22 protein-coding genes and 1 riboswitch are annotated in these 22,369 nt (G+C 39.3%); of the genes, 12 read left to right on the forward strand and 10 right to left on the reverse strand.

Going from position 1 to position 22,369, the window contains the following annotated elements:
• Positions 1-35: 35 nt before the first annotated feature.
• The 8 genes from EHW67_RS13040 (at position 36) to EHW67_RS13075 (ending at position 6,110) form a co-directional block, all read left to right on the forward strand.
• The gene (locus tag EHW67_RS13040) at positions 36-893 is read left to right on the forward strand and encodes a sugar phosphate isomerase/epimerase family protein (protein WP_126162831.1); all 858 of its coding nucleotides are present in this window, start codon (positions 36-38) and stop codon (positions 891-893) included.
• A 21-nt stretch (positions 894-914) separates the two neighbouring features.
• Entirely contained in the window at positions 915-2,039 is a 1,125-nt protein-coding gene (locus EHW67_RS13045; RefSeq protein WP_126162832.1) for a Gfo/Idh/MocA family protein, read from the forward strand.
• Positions 2,040-2,646: 607 nt separating this feature from the next.
• Positions 2,647-2,889, forward strand: coding sequence for a hypothetical protein (locus EHW67_RS13050; protein WP_126162833.1), 243 nt, complete (start codon positions 2,647-2,649; stop codon positions 2,887-2,889).
• A 28-nt stretch (positions 2,890-2,917) separates the two neighbouring features.
• Positions 2,918-4,255: a 2TM domain-containing protein gene (locus EHW67_RS13055; protein WP_126162834.1), complete on the forward strand. Its 1,338-nt coding sequence runs from the start codon at positions 2,918-2,920 to the stop codon at positions 4,253-4,255.
• A 92-nt stretch (positions 4,256-4,347) separates the two neighbouring features.
• Positions 4,348-4,650: a 2TM domain-containing protein gene (locus EHW67_RS13060; protein ID WP_126162835.1), complete on the forward strand. Its 303-nt coding sequence runs from the start codon at positions 4,348-4,350 to the stop codon at positions 4,648-4,650.
• Positions 4,641-4,979 carry a 2TM domain-containing protein gene (locus EHW67_RS13065; protein ID WP_126162836.1) on the forward strand — a complete coding sequence of 113 codons (339 nt, stop codon included), beginning with the start codon at positions 4,641-4,643 and terminating at the stop codon, positions 4,977-4,979. Before EHW67_RS13060 ends, EHW67_RS13065 begins: the two co-directional genes overlap by 10 nt.
• Positions 4,979-5,302 carry a 2TM domain-containing protein gene (locus EHW67_RS13070; RefSeq protein WP_126162837.1) on the forward strand — a complete coding sequence of 108 codons (324 nt, stop codon included), beginning with the start codon at positions 4,979-4,981 and terminating at the stop codon, positions 5,300-5,302. Before EHW67_RS13065 ends, EHW67_RS13070 begins: the two co-directional genes overlap by 1 nt.
• A 52-nt stretch (positions 5,303-5,354) precedes the next feature.
• Positions 5,355-6,110, forward strand: a complete 756-nt coding sequence (locus EHW67_RS13075) for a LytR/AlgR family response regulator transcription factor (RefSeq protein ID WP_126162838.1) — start codon at positions 5,355-5,357, stop codon at positions 6,108-6,110.
• Between the two features lie 91 nt (positions 6,111-6,201).
• Here EHW67_RS13075 and EHW67_RS13080 read toward each other — a convergent pair whose 3' ends face one another.
• From EHW67_RS13080 to gndA, 3 genes are all read right to left on the reverse strand, one after another.
• The gene (locus EHW67_RS13080; RefSeq protein ID WP_126162839.1) at positions 6,202-7,389 is read right to left on the reverse strand and encodes an LETM1-related biofilm-associated protein; all 1,188 of its coding nucleotides are present in this window, start codon (positions 7,387-7,389) and stop codon (positions 6,202-6,204) included.
• 103 nt (positions 7,390-7,492) lie between these two features.
• Entirely contained in the window at positions 7,493-7,777 is a 285-nt protein-coding gene (locus tag EHW67_RS13085) for a hypothetical protein (RefSeq protein WP_126162840.1), read from the reverse strand.
• Between the two features lie 79 nt (positions 7,778-7,856).
• Complete coding sequence (gndA, locus tag EHW67_RS13090) at positions 7,857-9,263, reverse strand: NADP-dependent phosphogluconate dehydrogenase (RefSeq protein ID WP_126162841.1); 1,407 nt, start codon at positions 9,261-9,263, stop codon at positions 7,857-7,859.
• A 188-nt stretch (positions 9,264-9,451) separates the two neighbouring features.
• Between gndA and zwf the strand changes: the two genes are divergently transcribed.
• Together zwf and pgl are read left to right on the forward strand one after the other, a co-directional pair.
• Positions 9,452-10,984: a glucose-6-phosphate dehydrogenase gene (gene zwf / locus EHW67_RS13095; RefSeq protein ID WP_126162842.1), complete on the forward strand. Its 1,533-nt coding sequence runs from the start codon at positions 9,452-9,454 to the stop codon at positions 10,982-10,984.
• Between the two features lie 169 nt (positions 10,985-11,153).
• Positions 11,154-11,867 carry a 6-phosphogluconolactonase gene (pgl, locus tag EHW67_RS13100; RefSeq protein ID WP_126162843.1) on the forward strand — a complete coding sequence of 238 codons (714 nt, stop codon included), beginning with the start codon at positions 11,154-11,156 and terminating at the stop codon, positions 11,865-11,867.
• On the opposite strand, the gene EHW67_RS13105 is transcribed toward pgl, so the two are convergent.
• The 6 genes from EHW67_RS13105 to EHW67_RS13130 form a co-directional block, all read right to left on the reverse strand.
• Positions 11,857-12,411 (reverse strand): acyl-CoA thioesterase, encoded by a 555-nt coding sequence (locus EHW67_RS13105; RefSeq protein WP_126162844.1) that lies wholly within the window; start codon positions 12,409-12,411, stop codon positions 11,857-11,859. The genes pgl and EHW67_RS13105 overlap by 11 nt on opposite strands.
• Positions 12,412-12,421: 10 nt before the next feature.
• Positions 12,422-12,778, reverse strand: coding sequence for a 6-phosphogluconate dehydrogenase (locus EHW67_RS13110; protein ID WP_126162845.1), 357 nt, complete (start codon positions 12,776-12,778; stop codon positions 12,422-12,424).
• A gap of 17 nt (positions 12,779-12,795) precedes the next feature.
• The gene (gene rmuC / locus EHW67_RS13115) at positions 12,796-14,148 is read right to left on the reverse strand and encodes a DNA recombination protein RmuC (protein WP_126162846.1); all 1,353 of its coding nucleotides are present in this window, start codon (positions 14,146-14,148) and stop codon (positions 12,796-12,798) included.
• Positions 14,149-14,210: 62 nt separating this feature from the next.
• Complete coding sequence (locus EHW67_RS13120) at positions 14,211-15,008, reverse strand: ABC transporter ATP-binding protein (RefSeq protein WP_126162847.1); 798 nt, start codon at positions 15,006-15,008, stop codon at positions 14,211-14,213.
• Between the two features lie 116 nt (positions 15,009-15,124).
• The gene (locus EHW67_RS13125; RefSeq protein ID WP_238389926.1) at positions 15,125-16,156 is read right to left on the reverse strand and encodes a FecCD family ABC transporter permease; all 1,032 of its coding nucleotides are present in this window, start codon (positions 16,154-16,156) and stop codon (positions 15,125-15,127) included.
• A complete protein-coding gene (locus tag EHW67_RS13130; RefSeq protein ID WP_126162848.1) occupies positions 16,157-17,299 on the reverse strand; it encodes an ABC transporter substrate-binding protein in 1,143 nt (380 codons plus the stop codon).
• 258 nt (positions 17,300-17,557) lie between these two features.
• Positions 17,558-17,775: riboswitch (cobalamin riboswitch) on the forward strand.
• Between the two features lie 33 nt (positions 17,776-17,808).
• Between EHW67_RS13130 and EHW67_RS13135 the strand changes: the two genes are divergently transcribed.
• Complete coding sequence (locus tag EHW67_RS13135) at positions 17,809-19,653, forward strand: TonB-dependent receptor plug domain-containing protein (RefSeq protein ID WP_126162849.1); 1,845 nt, start codon at positions 17,809-17,811, stop codon at positions 19,651-19,653.
• A 13-nt stretch (positions 19,654-19,666) separates the two neighbouring features.
• Complete coding sequence (locus tag EHW67_RS13140) at positions 19,667-20,722, forward strand: YncE family protein (RefSeq protein WP_126162850.1); 1,056 nt, start codon at positions 19,667-19,669, stop codon at positions 20,720-20,722.
• Positions 20,723-20,856: 134 nt separating this feature from the next.
• Here the strand turns inward: EHW67_RS13140 and EHW67_RS13145 are convergent, their stop codons facing one another.
• Positions 20,857-22,332 (reverse strand): S41 family peptidase, encoded by a 1,476-nt coding sequence (locus EHW67_RS13145; RefSeq protein ID WP_126162851.1) that lies wholly within the window; start codon positions 22,330-22,332, stop codon positions 20,857-20,859.
• Positions 22,333-22,369 lie beyond the last annotated feature (37 nt).

The raw sequence follows: 22,369 nt of genomic DNA on the forward strand, positions 1-22,369 counted from the left end.
TTTAGTAATGTATACACTATAAAGACCGGCAAAAAATGAAAAACAACATACTATTCGGGGTAAGTACTTGGCTCTGGGAATCACCCTTTAATACAAAATCCTACCACTTGCTCCCCAAAATAAAACAAATGGGTTTTGATGTAGTTGAAATTCCTGTGGAGGACCCGGACCTAATTAATAGTGACCAGGTAAAAAAAGCTTTGGAAGATAATGAATTGCAGGCCGTGGTATGTGGGGCCTTTGGACCATCAAAAGACCTAACGCACCAAGATATTTCCGTACACCAAGACTGCTTTGACTACATAAAAAAATGTTTTGATTTGTGTAATAAGTGGGGGTGCACGTTTTTGGCAGGTCCCATGTATTCGGCTGTCGGCAAAGCACGAATGTTGTCTGTTGATCAGCGACAAAGAGAATGGGACCTGGCAGTAGCCAATATACACCAGGTATGTGTCATGGCTCAAGAGCATGGACTGTCCATCGCACTAGAGCCCCTAAACCGATTTGAGTCCGATATGATCAACACCGCAGAGGACGTTATGCGCTTTATAGAAGATGTAAATCATAGTAGGGCGAAGGTGCTGTTGGATGGGTTTCACATGGCCATTGAGGAAAAGAACATTAGGGAGGCCATACAAAGGGTAGGCGATAAATTAATTCATGTACAGGTCTCGGAAAACCATCGGGGAATTCCTGGAACCGGACTAACACCTTGGAACCAATTTGTAGAGGGGTTAAATGATATTGAATATCAGGGTTCCATAGTGATAGAGAGTTTTACACCAGAAATCAAGGAATTGGCGGGAGCCGTTTGTATATGGAAAAATTTTGCAGAGAGTCAGGATGAATTTGCTTCCAAGGGAATCCATTTTTTAAAGGAAACATTTAATTAAATTCAAGATAAAATGAGTGGAATGAAAGTAAATATTGCCATTGTAGGATTGGGGTTTGGTGCAGAGTTTATACCTATTTACCAAAAGCATCCCCATGCCAACTTAGTGGCTATCTCACAACGGAACAAACAGAAGCTGAATGAGCTGGCAGACACCTTTAATATTGATAAGAGGTACACCTCTTATGATGAATTGCTGGAGGATCCAGAAATTGATGCTGTACATATTAATACCCCCATACCCGATCATGGAATACAGTCTATTAAAGCCTTAAAAGCGGGAAAGCACGTGGCCTGTACCGTACCCATGGCCACCACTGTGGAGGAATGCGAAGAAATAGTACGTCTAACCCAAGAAACAGGACTAACCTATATGATGATGGAAACCGTGGTATATGCCAGGGAATTCCTGTATATGAAAGAATTGTATGAAAATGGGGAACTGGGCAAGGTACAGTTTTTAAAAGCCAGCCACCAGCAGGATATGGACGGTTGGCCAAATTATTGGCCGGGTCTACCTCCCATGCATTACGCTACCCATTGTGTGGGGCCAGTGTTGGCCCTTACGCGGGGGGAGGCCGAATATGTTTCCTGTTTTGGGTCGGGAACCATTAGGGAGGAGCTTATATCTCATTACAACTCCCCATTTGCCGTGGAAACCACCCATATAAAATTCCGTAATTCAGATTTAAGTGCACAAGTTTATCGTTCCCTTTTTGATGTGGCCAGACAGTATAGGGAAAGCTTTGAGGTCTATGGCTCAAAGAAATCGGTAGAATGGCCGCTAATAGAAGGTAAGCCGTTGGTAGTACACACGGCCAAAAAACCGGAGCCGGAAATTCCGGAAGAAATAGAAAGTCCGGATTTTGCCAAGTTATTGCCAAAGGAAATACAGGATTTTACCACCAAGGGGGTGTATGATGCCGAAGGTCACCAACACCTTTCCTTTACACAAGGAGCGGGCCATGGCGGATCGCACCCACATCTTGTACACGAATTTGTAAATGCATTGGTGAACCATAAATCGCCTTACCCAAATGCCAAACAATCGGCCAATATTACCTGTGTAGGAATTCTTGCACATGAATCGGCCATAAAAGGAGGAGAAATAATTAGGCTTCCAGAATTTACGTTTGAAGATAAGTAGTTGAAAATTAATTGTATATACTCAAAGGTAGCCATGATTTTAAGAAGGATTTACCGTAAGAGTTAATATTTTTTACAAAAAAGCATACAACTTATCGATAATTATGTTAATTTTATAATTCATAAGTAAGACTTGAAAAATAAGTTTTTAACGCATAGACTTATTTTTTAACTTTTTAAAAGAGGACGTAGGGGTGCGGCCTCTTTTTTTATGCCCTAAAGTTTGCTACAATAGTCACTGTACCTAAACAATATTTTTATCACTGTCATTATTTATTGCGATACAGCACATAAACACAATATTTAAAATTGATATTTACCACTCATAAGTAAGACAAGAAGATATATTTCAATTTGAAATCTGTTCTTAACTTTTAAAAGAGGTCGTAGGGGTGCGGCCTCTTTTTTATTTCCATATTCCCATCGCTTTATGTTCTAACCCTTTTGTGGTGTTTTTGAACTATGCCAAAAGGAACGATTAAACAGTTTAATGATCATTTTATACATTACAATTCAAGCCCTAGTTTCTACAATTGGGATTTTCTTTTTTTGAAAGTAGTTGTCCTTACTACAATTTTGTTATAACAATACCAAAAACTAACATCGCTATGCAGAAAATTGTATTGATCATTATTGCTATGGTTGTAAATGAGGTAACTGCCAATCATGACCATGTAGTAAACCAGAAAGCAGAACAGGTAAATGAAACTGTTGCTTTAATGTCATCTTCCTGTCATGATCCATTTGGGAAGTGGTCAGAAGACCGTAGGCAAGCTCCAGCCCTAAGCTATTGCTTGCCTATAGGGCCTAGATGGCCGGTGGATCTTTTTATTAACTTTAGGGCAAATTAAGGTGAGTATTGTGGGTAAATGGATTTGAATGACACGTTTTTTTAAACATCTAGGGAAGGCCCTGATTATAGGGGGCATGATTTATTTTGTGTTTATGGCGATTTTCTTTTTTATGGGAAAATTTGACCAGGGATTTAGCTATGCACGGGCATGGGAAGAGTTTTATGTAAATATGATCTTCACTGTAATACTGTATATGGTGAATGCATATTGGATAGAATTCCTATTGGTGAAATACAAGCACCAATTTTATCAAATAAAACGATTGCTATTGGGGATAATAGGGAATATTGTTTTATCTGTAGCAGGCATATTCGTCTCCCGATCTATTGTAAGCGTTGGGATTAAAGAAATATCCATTTCCGAGTTTTTGCTTGGGGAAAGATTGGAATATTATAAGGTTTCCTTGTTGTTGGCTATTTTTATTTCGCTTATTTTTTATGTGGCTTGGTATTTTAAATTCCGTCAAGAGAGCAAGGTAAAGGAGCAGAAGATCATTGCGGGAACCGCCTCCGCTAAATTTGATGCCTTAAAAAATCAGTTGGATCCACACTTTTTGTTCAACAGTTTAAACGTGCTAACCAGTTTAATAGAAGAAGCTCCAGAGAAAGCACAAAAATTTACTACCTCCCTTTCCAAAGTCTACCGTTATGTACTGGAACAAAAAAACAAGGACTTGGTGTCTGTAGATGAAGAATTGGCATTCGCCAAGACTTATGTAAGATTGCTTATTATGCGATTTGAGGGTAGTATTGTTTTTGATATTCCAGAAAAAACTGGCAACCCAGAGGCCAGGATTATTCCATTGTCCTTGCAACTCCTTTTGGAAAATGCAGTAAAGCACAATATAGTAACCCAGAACAGGCCATTGAAAATTAGGGTTTACGAAGAAAATGGGATGCTATGCGTAACAAATAACCTACAGGAAAAACAAGTCGTAAGAAAAAGTAGTGGGGTAGGGCTTAGGAACATACAACAACGCTACTCTATTCTTTCAACAAGGGAGGTGCAGATAGAGAAATCTTCTTCCCAGTTTACGGTCAGGCTCCCTGTACTAACCCAAAAGCAGCATGGCATAGAAACCCATGAATCATTTATGCAGGATAAAAGATACCGGAAAGCGAAAGAAAAGGTAGAGGCTATTAAGGGTTTTTATGGAAACCTGCTGGCCTATTGTTTGGTAATCCCGGTTTTGGGATGGTTAAATTACAGCACTTCAAATTTTCCTTGGGCGATTTTTCCGGCCGTAGGCTGGGGATTTGGTGTTGCAGTCCATGGAATGGAGGTTTTTGGCTATAATCCTATACTGGGAAGAAGCTGGGAGGAAAGAAAAATCCAAGAATATATGGACGATGAAAATTTTTAGAGATACGGTCCATCCCTTAAATTCAACAATTCATATTAATCTTTTTGAAGAGGAATGGAGATCTATCGAAATTTGAAATAAAAAGTAGAATTATGGAAAATTTAGACAAGGAAAATAAGTATTACAGGGCCAAGGCGAGGGTGGAGGCTATTAAAAAATTCTATTTGAGCCTGGCATCCTATGTTGTTTTTATAGGTTTTCTGGCAGCCCTTAATTATTGGGTGAACCAATGGCAATATGCATGGTTTCTTTGGGCGGCATTTGGTTGGGGAATAGGTTTGGTCTTTCATGCTGTAAAGGTCTTTGGGGTAAATGCTTTCTTTGGCAGGAACTGGGAAGAGAGAAAGATAAAGGAGTTTATGCAGGATGATGAAATACACAACAAATGGAGCTAGAACCAAATAAACGGGACGAAAAATTGAAGCAGGCAAAAAAGAGGGTGCAGGAATTAAAAGGGTTCTATGTGCATCTGAGCATTTATATAGCCGTGAATACTTTGATAACCCTATTAAAAATTGTAAGAAATACCAATAATGGTGAAAGTCTAGGTGAGGCCATATGGGATTTCGGCACTTTTGCAGTTTGGATTTTTTGGGGAATCGGAGTGGTATTTCACGCATTAAAGGTGTTTTCTATAAATCCAATATTTAACAAGGATTGGGAGCAAAGGCAAATTAGAAAATATATGGAAAGTGAAAAGAAGGAAATTGAAAAATACAAATAATGGATACCGAGCCAAAGGATTATGAGAATTATGTCCGCGCCAAAAAGCGTGTAGACAACATTAAGAATTTTTATGCCCATCTTGTAATATATTTATTGATGAATATTTTACTTTTTGCTTTTAAGGGTGCTATCTTGAATTTTTTAAAATCAAAGGGAGTGGTAGATCAGGGCTTTTTAAATTGGGTGGAATGGAACCTGATATTTATTCCTATCCTTTGGGGAATAGTATTGGCAGTTACGGGCCTATACTTCCTGAAATTGAAACCGAGGTTCTTTAGGGAATGGGAAGAAAGGCAAATTAAAAAATACATGAAAGAATAATAGACAACCTACAAATTAATTAACCGATAATTGGGATTTAATAGCAGTATACATGAATGCAATTATAATTGAAGATGAAAAACCGGCCGCAAGAAGATTGGGGCGTTTATTGGCTCAGTTGGAAGTTGAGGTGTCCACTATGCTATACTCTGTAGAGGAGTCTATTGAATGGTTTTGCAATAACCCGCATCCCGATTTAATATTTTTGGATATACAGCTTTCGGACGGACTCTCTTTTGAAATTTTTGAGTCGGTAGATATTCAAAGTTCCATAATTTTTACAACGGCCTATGATGAATATGCATTGCAGGCATTTAAACTGAATAGTATTGATTATTTGCTGAAGCCTATCGATGATGAGGAGTTGGAAATAGCCGTGAACAAATACCATTCTTTTCGTCCTAAAAAACAAAAAATAGCACTCGATTTTGAAGATATAAAAAGACTGCTTGTAAATCCGTTGGAAAGGGAATATAAAAGTAGGTTTACAGTTAGAGTAGGGCAGCATCTAAAAATTATAAACGCAGATGAAATAGAGTGTTTTTATAGTGAGAACAAGGGGACCTATGCAGCCACGGTTGATGGTAGAAATTACTTGATGGATCAGACCTTGGAGAATTTGGAATCAGAATTGCATCCCAAATCTTTTTTCCGCGTTAGCAGAAAGTTTTACATAAACATAAACCACATAAAGGATATTGTTTCCTACACCAATTCCCGATTAAAAATTAAGCTGAGTAAATTTAATGGGCAAGAAGTTATAGTAAGTAGGGAAAGAGTGAAAGACTTCAAGTTATGGTTGGAGTAGTTATACTTAAAAGTCTGATTTAGTTATATTTATGTTTAAAAAATATCTATTATAGGTTTTTCTTATAGTAGTGGTTTTGCCTAGGTTTTGGCTATTTGTCCACTCTGTTGTCATCAAATGATGAAGGTAGTAACTTTGGAATTAATTTAATGAAAATCGGGAGTAAAATGGCTCCTCCAGGAAGAATAAATATAGCCAGGGAAGGGATGCTTTTAAATATATCCAGTAGGTGATTTTGAACTTTTTTCTTCTCTTCTTGGCTTAAATCCTTAACGGTGGATTTAGATAATAAACTAACCAATTCCTTACTTTCGGATAGTTCTTTTTGTAATCGTTTACTGTTACGTAGAATTAATTTATTCACTATTTTAGACATGCTGTCGTAGAACTGCAATGCCATGTTTTGGTCCTTAAGATGAGGTATTTTTTCTGCGTTTTGTGCAAAAAAATCCGTTACCTGTTGAAGGGATTTGGTTATGGTGCCAGGTTTAAATCCTAGGTCCTTTCCAATGCCAAAAATAAACTCGGATTCGGTGTAATCCAAAGATTGGTCTTCCCAGACCGTAAGACATGCCACATCTAAAAAATACTTATTTTCATAGACTGTGTACCGATCTAATAATTCGTTTCTATAGGAGCCATCAAAGTTTTGGATCCCACTTTCAATATAGGTGAGTGATGAGGCAAAAAGTTGAGCGAGTTTTTCGTCCTTCTTGTTCTTCTCTTTTGAATTGAGGGTGTGGTAGGTGATGTTAATGGTAATGCGCTCTAAGTTTTCTGCCTTCTCTTTAATAGCCGGTTCCCCTTCAAGATAGGCCTTAAAACTAAGAACATCTACGAACAATAGGGAATTGGTAATAATGCTATTAAAGGTCTTGCTTATAACATTGTCCTCTAGGTAGATCCGGGAGTCTAAAAGACTTTCAAGTTTGGATGAGGTCTTTTTACTACTTAGGAATTTATCGAAAAAAGAAATTTTATTGAGACCTAGATCTTCATAAAAGGAAAGGATAAGATCTAGAAACTCCTCAAAACTGGATTCGCTGTGCTTTAGTTTATACGTGAAATACAAGGCAGTTATTAAGTTGATCTTTGCCTTTTCGTCCTCGGACAAAGGAACATCCTTAATAATGAACGGAGGTATTTTTAAGTTTATTCCATATACAAATCCCGTACCTTTCAACAGGGTGTACAGTTGGTCAAAGGATTCAAAAATGTTATTGTTGTCCTTTACCAGATGCCCAAACTTATCTATCCAGCCAGAGGCAGAAGGATTCATAGGTCTCCATTTTACGGGATAAATTTAAAGTAAAAAATGGATTATATATTTATCCGGATTGTTTTTTAGGTAAAATGCCCTTTTGGGGTTATAATACTTATGCCTAGGGCTTAAAAAGAAATAAGCCGGTTATGAGCAACACCAATACAATGGCAATGAAATATATTGTATTTCTATTTTTATCTTTTAGGGCCTTTAATCTAATCTTCCTATTAATCTTGTTGAGCTCAATTTCAGATACTTTTTTAAAGCTGAGTTTTGTGGTAGGGGCCTGGGTGTCTGTATAAATGTTCTGGCGAAGATGATCCTTAAATCGGCTGCGATTGGAAGGTTGTAAGGAGCGATTTTGATTCACTCTATTGTTCATATCCTGAATAGATCCGCTCATCTTAAACTATTTGGGCTATTTTTAGGTTTCCCTAAATATAGCCCAAATAAGCTGATTTAAAAAATTATTGATCTGGAAACTACTCCCATTCCGTATGGAATATACCTTCCATATCGGTCCTTTCATAGGTGTGCGACCCAAAATGGTCCCGTTGGGCTTGGATTAGGTTCAAAGGTAGTCTACCTGAGGTATAAGCATCAAAATAGGTCAGTGAATTGGAAAGCCCTGGTAGGGGAATGCCATTCTTGGCACTATATGAGACCAAGCTTCTTGCCGCCCCTACAGTGGCTTGTACTTTTGGTACAAATTCAGCAGACAATAGGAGGTTGGGAAGGTTCTTATCGTTGCTAAAAGCTTTAGAGATATCCTCCAATAAACCTGCACGGATTATACATCCAGCCCTCCAAATTTTTGCAATTACGGACAGATCCAATTCGTAGCCGTATTCTTTGGAGGCGTCTGCCAATTGAGCCAATCCTTGTGCGTAGGTGGCAATAAAGGAAAAATATAGTGCCTCCTCGGCCCATTTTGCCAATTCCTCTTTCTCTATATGAGCTGGTTCAGGACGATTGTATAGTTTGTCGGCCTTAACACGTTCTTCCTTTAATGCTGAAATTTCCCTCATGCTAACCGCAATATCGATACTTGGAATAGGAATGCCAAGATCCATAGCATTTTGAGAGGTCCATTTTCCCGTACCCTTCTGTTTGGCCTTGTCCAAAATTTTGTCTACCAATCTACCATCGCCCTTATCATCATCCTGCTTAAAAATCTCAGCCGATATCTCTACAAGAAAGGATTGAAGTCGGCCTTTGTTCCAACTGTCAAATATGGCGTGTAATTCGTCATTGCTGTATTTTCCTGCCTTTTTGAGTAGGTCATATATTTCAGATGTAAGTTGCATAAGACCGTACTCAATGCCGTTATGGACCATTTTTACGTAGTTTCCTGCAGACTTAGGTCCCAAGTAGGCTACGCATGGCTCTCCCTTGAATTTAGCCGAAACGGCTTCAAATATGGGCTGTACTTCCTTGTATGCGTCCTTGTTTCCTCCTGGCATGATGCTTGGGCCACGTCTTGCTCCCTTTGCGCCACCGGAAACACCAGATCCAAAAAAGTGTATTCCTTTTTCCTGTAGATAGGCTTCCCTGCGGTCCGTATCGGTAAAGAACGAATTACCGCCGTCTATAATAAGATCATTTTTGTCCAAATGGGGCAATAGACTTTCTATTACCGAATCCACGATTTTTCCAGCAGGAACCAAAAGCATGATTTTTCTAGGCTGTGATAAGGAATTTACAAATTGTTGGATATCGGAGGTGGCATTTACTCTTTTTGTATCCTTGCCTTCTTCTATCAGGGCGTTCACTTTTTCTTGGTCCAAATCGTACCCCATGGCCGAAAAATTGTTGTCGGCCACGTTTAAAATAAAATTACGTCCCATTACACCTAGGCCGATCAATCCAAAATCGTATGTGTTTTCCATGTTTTTGCTTTAAATTCCTAACAAAAGCAATAAGCTTTTGTTAAGTGTCTGAGTTTATAAATGAATAAGGTAAATTAGTTTTATCTTCGCACGGGAAAATAAAAAACCAAAAATAATCAATTTAAGGGTTTTTGAAGCTATTGTTTTAAAATCCCAACAAATTGAACAAAACTTCCAATAAATTTAATATGAACAAAACAGCAAATCAAATGCTTGTTATTTTCGGGGCCTCAGGAGATTTAACTGCGAGGAAATTGGTCCCGGCCCTATATAATTTGTACAAAGCAAATCAATTACCTGACAATTTTGTGGTTTTGGGGGTTAGTAGAAGTAACTTGACCGATGGTGAATTTAGAAGAAAAGTAGTTTTGGAAAGTTCCTACCTGGCCAATAAGGTTAAGGATGAGTCGGCTTCGTTTATAGAAGCCTTTTCTGATAAGTTTTTTTATGAAGACCTGGGCGAGGACTACACCTTGGAATACAGTAAGTTGGCCACTAGAATATCCGATTTAAACACTAAGTACCGAATAGGAGAGAACTATATTTTCTATCTCTCCACTCCACCTAGTCTATATGAGGTAATTGCCAAGAACTTATCGGAACAGGGACTTAACAATGAGTCCGAAGGCTGGAAAAGGATAATTGTAGAGAAGCCTTTTGGGTATAGCTTGGAAACGGCCAAAGAACTAAATATTGGTCTTCAGAAGCATTTCAAGGAATCACAGATATATAGAATTGACCATTATTTGGGCAAGGAGACGGTTCAGAATTTATTGGTGACCCGTTTTTCCAACAGTATTTTTGAGCCTCTTTGGAATAGAAACTATATCCACCATATAGAAATCACCAATGCCGAAACGGTTGGGGTGGAAAAAAGAGGTGGATATTACGATAAATCCGGTGCCTTGCGTGATATGTTCCAAAACCATTTGTTACAAATAGTGTCACTAATTGTAATGGAACCACCCATAGATGCCAGTGCCTTGGAAATTAGAAATGAAAAAGTGAAAGCTTTAAAGTCGCTCCGAATTATGCGCGATGAGGAGACTTTGTACAAGAATACCGTTAGGGGACAGTATTTGTCTGCAGAGATCGATGGTAAAAAAGTGAAGGGGTATAGGGAAGAAGAAGGTGTAAACCCTAATTCTAAAACAGAAACCTATGCGGCCATTAAATTTTTTGTGGATAACTGGAGATGGAAAGATGTACCCTTCTATGTGCGTACCGCCAAAAGGATGCCTACTAAGGTAACCGAGGTTGTTATTCACTTTAAATCCCCACACCACCAGGTGTTTAAAAATGCCGATATGGGCAACAAGGATAACCAGTTGATTATCCGTATACAGCCAGATGAAGGGATTCTTATTAAATTTGGGGTAAAGGTGCCTGGCCAAGGATTCAAAGTGGAACGTACAAATTTGGACTTTTACTATTCCAATTTGGCAGATAATAATGTTATGGATGCCTATGAGCGATTGCTATTGGATGCCATGCAAGGCGATCCAACCCTTTATGCCCGAGCCGATGAAGTGGAGGCAGCATGGGAATTTGTAGACCCTATTTTGGACTATTGGGAGAATGGAACAGATGTGAATATTTATGGTTATTCCTCAGGTGTGTGGGGCCCAACCAATTCTGATAACCTGCTGGAAGGGGACCTAACATGGAGGAATCCAGGTGAGAACCTAGCTGATGACCCAGGATTCTGTGTTATTTCCTAAGCCTTAGTGACCTTAAGGAGCTGTTCTTAGGCCTTATAAGCTATAGTGTTATTAATACTAACCCAATCTATTTTTACAATTGAGGGGGTGTCATGTAGATTTGGAGTATAAAGGCTAAAAAGGGATAATATTTAAGTAGCATATTTGATATAAACAAAACGTATAATAAATGGAATTGCAAAAATTTTCGACCAAAACAGAAGTGGCCCATGGCTTTTCGGCTTATTTGGAGGAATTGATCACAAAGAATAAAACAACCCATATTGCCTTGTCCGGTGGAAGTACGCCCAAGGTGGTTTTTGACTATATGGCGGTTCATTGTAAAGACTTGGATTGGTCTACCGTTCATTTGTATTGGGGCGATGAACGTTGTGTACCTCCTTCAGATGCAGAAAGCAATTATAAAATGACCTTGGAGCATTTGTTGTCAAAAATTGATATTCCAAAGGATAATATCCATAGGGTGTTAGGAGAGGACATACCAGAATTGGAGGCAGAACGCTACGGCAAAGTATTGGAGCAGGAACTTCCCATAGTTGAAGGTTTACCACAATTTGATTTGGTGATATTGGGCATGGGTGATGACGGGCATACGGCCTCTATTTTTCCACATGAAATAAACCTATGGCATTCCGAGAACAACTGTGAAGTGGCCATTCACCCCGATTCCGGGCAACGTAGAATTACGATTACCGGAAAGGTGATAAACCATGCGAAAACGGTAGCTTTCTTGGTAACAGGAGCCGCCAAATCAGAAAAAGTAAGGCTAATACTTAACAAGGAAGAGGGATATGAAAAATACCCAGCCTCTTTGGTAGCGCCAACATCCAATGATCTAATCTGGTTCATGGATGAGGAAGCAGCATCCGAGCTTAGCCAATAGACCCTATATTCACTTTAACATTTTCCTTATTCAGTTCCTGTAAGTGGTCCTTCATTTGAAACTGGGACGATTCAAATCTAGAGGTTCTGGATAAGGCTTGTTTTTTTCTTTGTATACTTCTGGCAAACCTGCGTACACCCTGTTCGTCTTCAATAATAAGTCCAGGAACCGGGGTACTGCGTCCGTCAGCATCCTTGGCCACCATGGTGAAGTAAGAGGAGTTACAATGTTTCTTTTTTCCGGTGGTAACGTTTTCAGATTCTACCCGTACCCCAATGACCATTGAGGTACGCCCAGTGTAATTTACCGATGCCTTTAAGGTGATGAGTTCACCCACTTCTATGGGGTTCAAGAAATCCACTTTGTTAACAGAAGCCGTAACACAATAGCTTCTGGAGTGTTTGGAGGCACAGGCAAACGCTATTTGGTCCATTAAATTTAATATATGGCCACCATGTACCTTGCCCCCAAAATTGGAATGGGATGGTAACATTAATTCGGTGATGGATATTTTAGATTGATTGGCTGATTTAAATTTTTCCATGGTTTGATTGTTAGTTTAGGTGTGGGGAAGATTCTTTTTCTACCCCAGTGATGAAATACTTGGTGTCCCCTAACCAAAAGAAGGTGCGGTAGCGTTCTATATAGGTTACTTTTACATATGCCCCTTGGTATTCTTTTAATTTGGCAATTACATCGTCTTTAAGTACCGAAAAAGAGAATATTTGTGCCCCTGATATACCTTGGCTTATTTCTCCCTCCCATGTTTTAATAAGCATTCCTTTACGGCTTATCTTAATAAGTTCTCCAGAGCGGATGCCTTCACTATAGGGTACGTAATATACAAAGGCAAAATAGGCAGCCAAGAAGATAGTGAGTCCCAATAGGGTATAACTAAGAATTTTTTTCATGATTGGATAATAAAGTATTAGTTTATGGATACGGGTTCCCCATAGTTGTCTTCGTCATTGTCCTGTCCTCTTTTTAATAGGGGCTCAGGAATGGATTTTTTGGCTTTTGCGCCCATTTTTTTCAATTTTTCTATTGAGACAATAATATTACCTCTGCCAGTTACCAATTTGTTCATGGCTCCTTTGTATTCGGTTTGTGCCTCGTTCATTTTTTTGCCAACCCTGGTCAAATCCGTAACAAGACCTTCAAATTTATCATATAGAGCGCCAGCCTGTCTTGCTATTTCAATGGCATTTCGCTGTTGCTTTTCATTGTTCCACATAGTGTCTATGGTACGTAAGGTAGCTAAAAGGGTAGAAGGGGTAACTATGATTATGTTTTGATCAAAAGCTTTGTTGTATAGGGAATTGTCGCTGTTGATGGCAATGGCAAATGCTGGTTCAATTGGGACAAACATTAGAACAAAATCCGGACTCTCCATTTCGTAAAGATCCTCGTATTTCTTAGAAGAGAGTTGGTCTACATGTCGTTTTAATGAGTTTAAATGGTCTTTTAAAAACGTATCTTTATATTCCTCTTCGGCATTTACATAACGCTCATAACTTGTTAGGGAAACCTTAGAATCTACGATCATTTTTTTACCATCGGGCAAATGTATAATAACATCTGGAAGCACACGACTACCGTCTTCACGGGTAAAGCTTTGTTGTACGGTATATTCCCGGTCCTTTTCCAAACCGGACTTCTCTAAAACGCGTTCCAATACCAATTCGCCCCAGTTTCCTTGCATTTTGCTATCTCCTTTGAGTGCTTTGGTTAGATTTTCGGCCTCTTGTGTTATTTTAAGATTCTGGGTCTGAAGATGGGCCAATTGTTCTTTTAATGCCGAATGCATGCCCACACTTTCTTTCTGACTGTCTTCCACCTTTTTTTCAAAAAGTAGAATTTTTTCCTGTAATGGGGTTAAGATATTTTTTATATTTTCCTTGTTTTGTTCTGTGAATTTACTGCTCTTTTCTTCCAATATTTTATTGGCCAGATTTTCAAATTCCTTGGAGAATTTTTCTTGGAGTTTTTCTACTTCATTTTTCTGTTCTTGATTCTTTAGCTGCAAATTCTCCAGTTGGGCCTGGTAGCGAACAATTTTATAGCCCAGCTGTTCCTTGTCAGATTGCAATTGGGTACAATGCTCTTCAGAATCATGGAGTTTTAATTTCAAGGAATCCATGTTCGTTTTTAATTGTTGCTCCCGCTCCAATAGAGCGCCCTGAGAAGATGTAGTTTGTAGGTTTTGGATATACTTTCCCAAAAAATAACCAATTGCCAAGCCAATTAATGAAAGGGTTACATGTATAAGCAATTCATTCATCTAATATAGGTTCTTTAGGGTAAAGATAATGGATTGTGTTAAAAGAATCTGTTGTGGCTTTTTTATTTCTTATTAACCCTGAAGGTAGCTGTCTGGGAATCAAAAGTTATGGTGTCTGCTGGAAAAAGATTTTCAAAACTTTTCTTTTGGATCAGTTCATGCGGAGACCCAAAGGTATTCTGGTTTTTTTCCAGTAACAATATTTTGTCGCACAGCTGTATTGCAATTTCTATTTCATGGGTGGTAAACAATATAGTCTTGTTGGTCTGTTGGGTAATGGTTTTTAATAATTTTAATATCTGTACCTTATGGTATAGGTCTAGATGGGAGGTAGGCTCGTCCAACATAATAAGTTGGGTATCCTGTGCCAAGGCTCTGGCAATCATAACGCGTTGTAGTTGACCGTCACTAAGTTCGTAGCACTTTTTGTAGGTAAGGTTGGTTATCTGGACCATATCTATGGCGTCTTTAATTTTCTCCTTGTCCTTCTGGGTAAGTGTTCCAATCCAATTGGTATAGGGCTGTCTGCCGAGTCCTATCAATTCCCATACCGTCAGGTTTTTGGAGGCGATGGGTTCGGTAAGAACCACACTAATTTCGGAGGCCAACTCCATAATAGAATGCTGTTCCAGTGCTCTGTTATGTAGCTGTATTGTACCGGATAGGCCGGGCTGTATATTGCCCAAAGTTCTCAATAAGGTAGACTTTCCAATGCCGTTTACCCCAACAATGGAAGCCAGTTCCCCTTTAAAAAGGGTGAAATTAATATCCTTGGCAATACAGTTTTGTTGCTTCTTAACGGTATACCCTACACAGAGGTTTTTCGTATCCAGGGCGATATGTGACTGGGTGTTCTTTATTTTATTTCGTTTTAATAGTTGCTAAGGTATTGGTTTTTGTTTGCTTTTACTGGGTGCTCATAGTATAAAGGTCAAATCCAGCATTATCAGGGGTATGACCAAAATAAAGGAATAGCTTAAAAGATCATCTTTCTTTTTCTTATCAGTAGCCATATAACTACAGGGGCTCCAATAATGGAGGTGATGGCATTGATGGGAAGAACATTGGCCGAATGTGGCATTTGGGCTATGGTATCGCATACCAACATTAATATTGCTCCGTAGATCAATACCGCCGGAACCAATATTCTGTGGTCTGTAGTATTAAAAATTTGTCTCGTCAAATGGGGCACGGCCAAACCAATAAAGGCGATAGGACCTGCAAAAGCGGTAATACCACCGGCCAATATTCCCGTAGCTAGAATAATAAAAAACCTGGAACGACTTATGTTTACTCCAAGGCTTTTTGCATAGTTTTCGCCCAATAGCAATGCATTAAGCGACTTAATGGAGAAGATGCAGATCAAGGTTCCTAGGGTTACAATGCTAAACAGTAATAAAAGCTGTAGCCAGGACAGGTTTCCTATGCTGCCAAATGACCAATAAATATACTGCTGTAATTTTTCGGCCGGGGAAAAATAGGAAAGCACACTTACCAAAGCGGTGGTTATGCTACCAAACATGAGGCCTATTATCAGCAGTGCCATGGTATCCTTCACCCTTGCTGCTACCAACATAACTGCAAGGAGTACCAAAAAGCTTCCTGTACTGGATGCCACGGCCAAAGAAAAGTCATTTACCATGGCGAAGGCAAAAATACCGGAAAGTAGGGAGGAACCCAATATCAATACGGCCGCTCCTAAACTGGCTCCGGCACTAATGCCCAATACGAATGGTCCTGCCAAGGGGTTTCTGAACAAGGTCTGCATGAGCAAACCGCTCAAAGCCAATCCACTGCCCACCAAAATGGCGGTACAGGCTTTGGGTATCCGATAGTTCCAAATAATATAGGCCCAAGTTTCTATTTCGGTCGACTTGCCAAGGATAGCATTCATGGTCCCTTTTAGTGGTATGGCAACCGAACCTAGGCTAATATTTACCATAAAGAAGGCTACCAATACAAAAAGTAGGAGCAAAAAATATACGCTATATGTATTGGAACTTCGCACTTAGTTTAAGGGTTTAAAAAAGGTGGGACTATGGTTGGGTAGTAGTTCTGGATGAAAAATGTGGATAAGGTCTTTAAGAACCAAATCGGGCCTGCTGGGGGCTAGTTCAAAATATAGGAGTCCGCCTGTTGGCCCTTTACTATTGGCATAGGTATAGATATTTTTGTTTTTAAATGGTGCAAATTGGGCATAATGTCTATTGGCTTCTTTTAGCTCGCTATAACTGCCATATTGGGAAGGGGAAACCCAGAAGTCGGCGTTATAGCCTTTTTCCAGTACGCTCTCCAAGCTTAATGAAAGACTGCCGCTGGCCGTGGAATCTTTCCACAAATAATCAGCGTTGGCATCCGTTATAAATTGGGCAGCCCAACTTTTTCCACCGGGAAGGTACCAGATATCCTTATACAGGGCACCACTTATAACGCTAGGTGTTTTTTGAGCTTTTGCAGCCAGAGCCTTGGCGTCTTGATAGTTGTTGGCAATAGAGCGAAAAATACTATCGGCTTTTGCTTCTTTTTTAAAGAAAGGTGCAAAAAACTTAATCCATTCCGCCTTACCTAATGGGGTCTCTTCTGTCCAATCCCCGTTATAGGCTACTGGGATGTTGGATCGCTGAATGGTTTCGTAGGTTTTATTTTCATTATTTATGCTAAAACCAATGACAACTTCAGGATTTATAGCGATTACCATTTCTGAATTGAGAGACTCATTTTTTCCAAGGTCACTAATTAGACCTGCATCGATCCGTTTTCTGGTTGCTGGGGAAGATACGTATTGTGTATCAGGAAACCCCACTAACTTTTCGGTTACGCCCAAGGCTTCCAATGCGGGTATATGGGTGGTAGAGGTAACTACCATTCTATCCACGGGTACCCCTATAATGGCATCGTATTCATCTTTATTTAAGGAAATAGTTGCCAAATTTTCCTTGGGCACCAGTGCATAGGTGAAATTGGTTTCAGAATTTGGCCAAGGAGAACTTATCTCCATAACAGTGAAATGGGAGAACTGTTTAATATGGAAACCACTGGCATGGTCAAGTTTTACGGTTTGGGGTTCAGAAACACTGCCAACCCCTTCCTTTTTAGGTTGTTTACAGGACCAAACGGATATCAATAATAGAAAGACAACTGCTTTGTTCAAGAGATCTAGGTATTGTTTTGTATAGCCAAAAGTAGTATTAATTTATGGAATCAAAATTTTTGTAAATATAACAAGGGTCCCATTTTTTTAGTCCAACATTATCAATTTTTGATTAGATTATAAGGTATGCCAAACAAAGCTAACCCCTAGTTAATATGGTTGTAACTCTCCAGGTCTTAGATGTCTTGGTGGGTTTTATATGATTGATGTTAAAGTCAAACAAAAAAAGGGAAGCTGATACTTCCAAAAAAAAGTAGTAGTTTCGCTGCGAATTTTGGTTGCTATTCTCCAAAAGTGGGGGGATAGGATTAAAAGGGAATTCGGTGAAAATCCGAAACTGTTCCCGCAACTGTAAACTTGGTCCATTTTTTAATGGATGGTTGCCATTTCTTCAAAAACCACTGCCCTTTTAGATTGGGTGGGAAGGTAAATGGTAATACGTAAGTCAGGAGACCTGCCAAATTCATCACTAAATAGTACAGACTTTCGGGCAAAGGGTCTTCTGGAATATGGAAAAAAAAGAGATCATTTTACTTTTATTGACGCTTTGTGGCATGATGACAGTCTATGCCCAAAAGGATAGTGTTATTGTCCTGGATGAGGTTGTGTTAAGCGACACAAAATTTCTACATTTTTCTAAAGGGGTAAAAGTGAGGGTCATCAGTGATTCCGTCCAACAGAAAACAGTCAGTTCCCTTACCGATTTATTGCGGGCCAACTCCACTATCTATTTTAAGGAAAACGGATATGGTATGGTGTCCTCGGCCTCTTTTAGGGGAACCAATGCACAGCAGACCGCCGTGGTTTGGAACGGCATTACTATAAATTCACAACTTACCGGTCAGACCGATTTTAATACCATCATACCCGAAAATTATGACAATGTAGTGGTTAGAAGTGGAGGAGGAAGTGTACAATATGGTAGTGGTGCAGTAGGGGGCAGCATTTTGTTGAATGATAGTTTTGGGTTTAATGAGGATTGGAAGAATAAGTTCTCCGTGGGTTATGGAAGTTTTAATTCTAGCCAACTTACCTATAATACCACTTATGGCAGTGATAAATTATCTTTCAATTTTGGGGTTAATCGTAGAGCGTCCGATAACGATTATAAATATTTGGGTACGGATAAGAGGAATGAAAATGGAGCATATGAGGTGATAAACATAAATGGCAATGCGGGTTATTTTATCAACCGGAATAAGATGCTGAAAATATTCCATAACACCTTTATTGGCGACAGGGATTTCTCGGGTACCTTGACCGCTCCTGCCGATGAGAATTATAAGGATGTAAATAGTAGATCGCTATTGGAACTCAGCAGCTTTAATGAGCAAAAAGTGGTTAGGATAAAGGCTGGCCATTTATATGAACGTTACCGTTATTTTCCCAATAAGGAAAGAAATGAATTTAGCTTTGGGGAGGCCAATACTTTTTTGGCCAAGTACGATTACAAATATCAATTAAACAAACTTAGCCTTAATGGCATTGTTGATGTGGCTTCAATAAGGGCCAAGGGGTCTTCAATAGAAAAGGCCAGTAGGAACAGTGTTTCGGGTACTATTTTAATTTCACATGATCTAACGGAAACATTAAGCTATGGTGTAAATCTAAGACAGGAGGTGGTGAGCGATTTTAAGAGCCCCTTTCTTGTGGCATTAAATAGTAATTATAAGTTGAATAGTAACTATACCTTGCAATTGAACGCTTCCAAAAACCATAGGGTCCCAACCTTTAACGACCTCTATTGGATAGGGGCGGGGGCAAGCGGAAATTTGGAGGTGTTGCCAGAAACCTCATGGCAAGTAGAACTAGGGCAGACCTATGAAGGGGAAAATTATTCTTTTTCTGCAAATATGTATGCTATAAAATCTAATAATTCCATTCAATGGCGACCCAATGACCAAGGTATTTGGATGGCTATGAATGTACAGGAGGTATCCCAGTATGGCTTGGAGTTAGGGTTGGATTATAGTACCAATTGGGACCAGCATAAGTTACTATGGGAAAATGAGTACGCCTTTACCAAGTCCTTGGATAATGCTACCAACAATCAATTGTTATACGTACCACTACATAAATTTAGATCCAATATAGCCTACCAGTACAGGAGAATAGCATTTTTTGGCCAAATTCTGTATAATGGATTGGTGTATACCACCACGGATGAGAGCGAAGATTTACCTGGATATCTGGTGTCGCATATAGGGCTAGACTACCATTGGCCCAGTACCTCCAAACTTAAAGTTACTACAGGGCTAAAGGTCAATAATATATTTAATAAAAACTATCAAAATGTGGCATATAGGCCCATGCCCAATAGAAATTTTCAACTACATATAATAACTAAATTTTAAAATCGATTAACAAATGAAAATTAAAAATGCATTTTTATCCTTGATGATTCTTGGTCTTTCCCTGTCCTGTACCAATGATGATGATGGTGGAGAGGCCCCTTTGGGTGCCTACGAAAATGGAATATTGGTATCCAATGAAGGTCCTTTTAGCAACGGATCGGGAACGGTTACCTTTATATCTGCTGATTTGTCTGTGGTAGACCCTGCCATATATAAAAATACAAATGGGGAGGATTTAGGAAATGTTGTGCAATCTATCGGATTTGCGGAAGATGAGGCTTTTGTCATTGCCAATGTCTCCAATAAGATAAATGTGGTAAACAGATATACATTTGAAAAAATTGCCAGTATAGAAGAAGGGTTGAACAATCCTAGGTATTTTGTTGCAGTAAACGGTAAGGGATATGTTACCAATTGGGGTGATACGGCAGATGAAACCGATGATTTTGTTGCTATTATCAATTTACAAAATTATACGGTTGAAGGTTCTATTTCAGTTGCTTTGGGTCCTGAGGCTATTCTGGCCCATAACAATACCGTATATGTTGCACATCAGGGAGCTTGGGGACAAAATAACAAGGTTTCCGTCATCAATACCGATTCTAATGAAGTAGTCAAATCTATTACGGTAGGGGATGTGCCCAATTCCATGCAGTTGGATGCTTCTGGAAACTTGTGGGTTTTGGCTTCCGGTAAACCGTCCTATACCAATGACGAGACAGCAGGAGTCCTTTCTAAAATAAACACCACAACAAACGAGGTGGACAGTAATTATGAGTTTAATACCACAGAGCATCCAGGGCTGTTACAAATGGAGGGTAGTACTCTGTATTACTATATGGGAGGTTCTGTTTATCATCAAAATGTATCTGCCACTTCCCTAAGTAAAGAGGTAGTATTAAGTGAGGTTGGCTTTTATACCATGGCGGTAAGTGAAGGACGTTTATATGGTACTGATGCGGGCGACTATGCAAGTAATGGGACCCTTACGGTCTATGATTTAAGCACAAAACTGGCCGTTGAGACCTTGGATGTTGGAATTATTCCAGGAGGTGTCTATTTTAATTAATAGAAAAACAGTAAGCTTATAAGGGCTAAATATTGGCCTGAGACCAATATAATGAAGAGTCCCCATTCTCCTTTTAGAACAGGAGAATGGGGACTTAATATTTTTAAGCTTAACTACATTACAAAAGTAAAGCCTTATTGAAAAGAAATACTAAGGGGTTTGTCCAAATACATATTATCTTTTATTACTGTGAACATTTTGGAGTTGGACACTTCCTGTACGGGCGCTTTTACGCTAAAATCCCTTTTAGCACTTTCCCCGGTTATCTCTTGGATTGCCCTGGCTAACAAGGGTTCGTTAGGATCTCCCAAGGAGCCTAGGTTGGAGACATCTTCTTGTAGGGTTATATCCGGGTCTAGGCCAGATGTGTAATCAGAAAACCCTGCCGAATTTTCATTTCTACCCATTAGGGGTTGCATGGCCCAAGAATTATTGGGGTCTATTTTGTTTTCTCTATCCGATCTGTAAATATAGTCGTTATCAATATCATCTACCATGGTGACCGAAAATTCATTTTTGCCCCTTGTGGTTTCACCAATGTGAATAACATCTATATAGGGCGCCAATCCGTTCATCACCAATTCACTTGCCGAAGCAGAATTAGCTGTTGCCAAAACATAAACCTTGCTGAGGTTTAAACTGTTGATACTGCTGCCTTGATCGGTCTTATCTCCAAAATAGTCTTCCAGTTGGTCTTTCTTTAGCAGTGATTGTATTTTATCATTCCATCTTTGTCTTATAAATAGTTCATCGGTATTAGTGCCATATACCATGCTGGCCAATAACCTGGAACTGTTCACGGAGCCTCCGGGATTATAGCGTAGGTCTAGTACTAATTCTGTTACCCCGGCAGATTTAAATTGACCAAAAACATCGTTCAGTTGTTCGTTGTAGCCACTGGTAAAACCATTATACATGAGGTAGCCAATTTTTATTCCACTCCTTTCTATGGTCTTGGCCACAAGAATAGGGTTTTCCTGTAAACCCTCTTCCTTGGTCAAGGTTACCTCCTTGTCATTGTCTGTTACAACGGTTCCCGATATATCGGCCATACCCAAGGTGTAGGTGTCAGAATCGGCCCCAAATAATAGGTTTACATAGGTATCGTTCGTAAGTTTTATTCCGTTGACTCTAGTAAATATATCACCTCTGGCAATATCCTTGGTGGCGGCATTGGAATTAGGGATAATATATCTGACATATCCAAATATGTCAGAACTTCCCTCAAAACGTACTAACCCAAATTCCATTCCATTACTTTTGGAGACCCCTTCCAGGGCGTTGACCAAGGTTTTGTAATCCTCTTCAACAAAGCTAAACCTATCTACGGCGCTGCCAGACCCAACTATATTGCTATGATTGTAACAGGTTTGGTAAAAGAATTCCTCAGGATCAGGATATGTTTCCAAATATTCCACATACTCATCATTGGTTGTAAATCTATCATCGCCCAGATTGGGAGCGTCTGCCTGCCAAAAGTACCATTGGTTTAGACCCTGCCACATAAAATTCTGAACCGTGGTCTCTTTTGGGTAGAGAAAAGCATTATCGTCCTTATCCGAACAGGAGAGTATTAGAGTGCATAAAAGAATACCAAAAATTTTTTTCATCTATTTTTTATTCAATGGTTATTATGGTAGTACCGCC

The organism is Arenibacter aquaticus, from assembly GCF_003957295.1.
In the GTDB taxonomy this organism is placed as follows: domain Bacteria; phylum Bacteroidota; class Bacteroidia; order Flavobacteriales; family Flavobacteriaceae; genus Arenibacter; species Arenibacter aquaticus.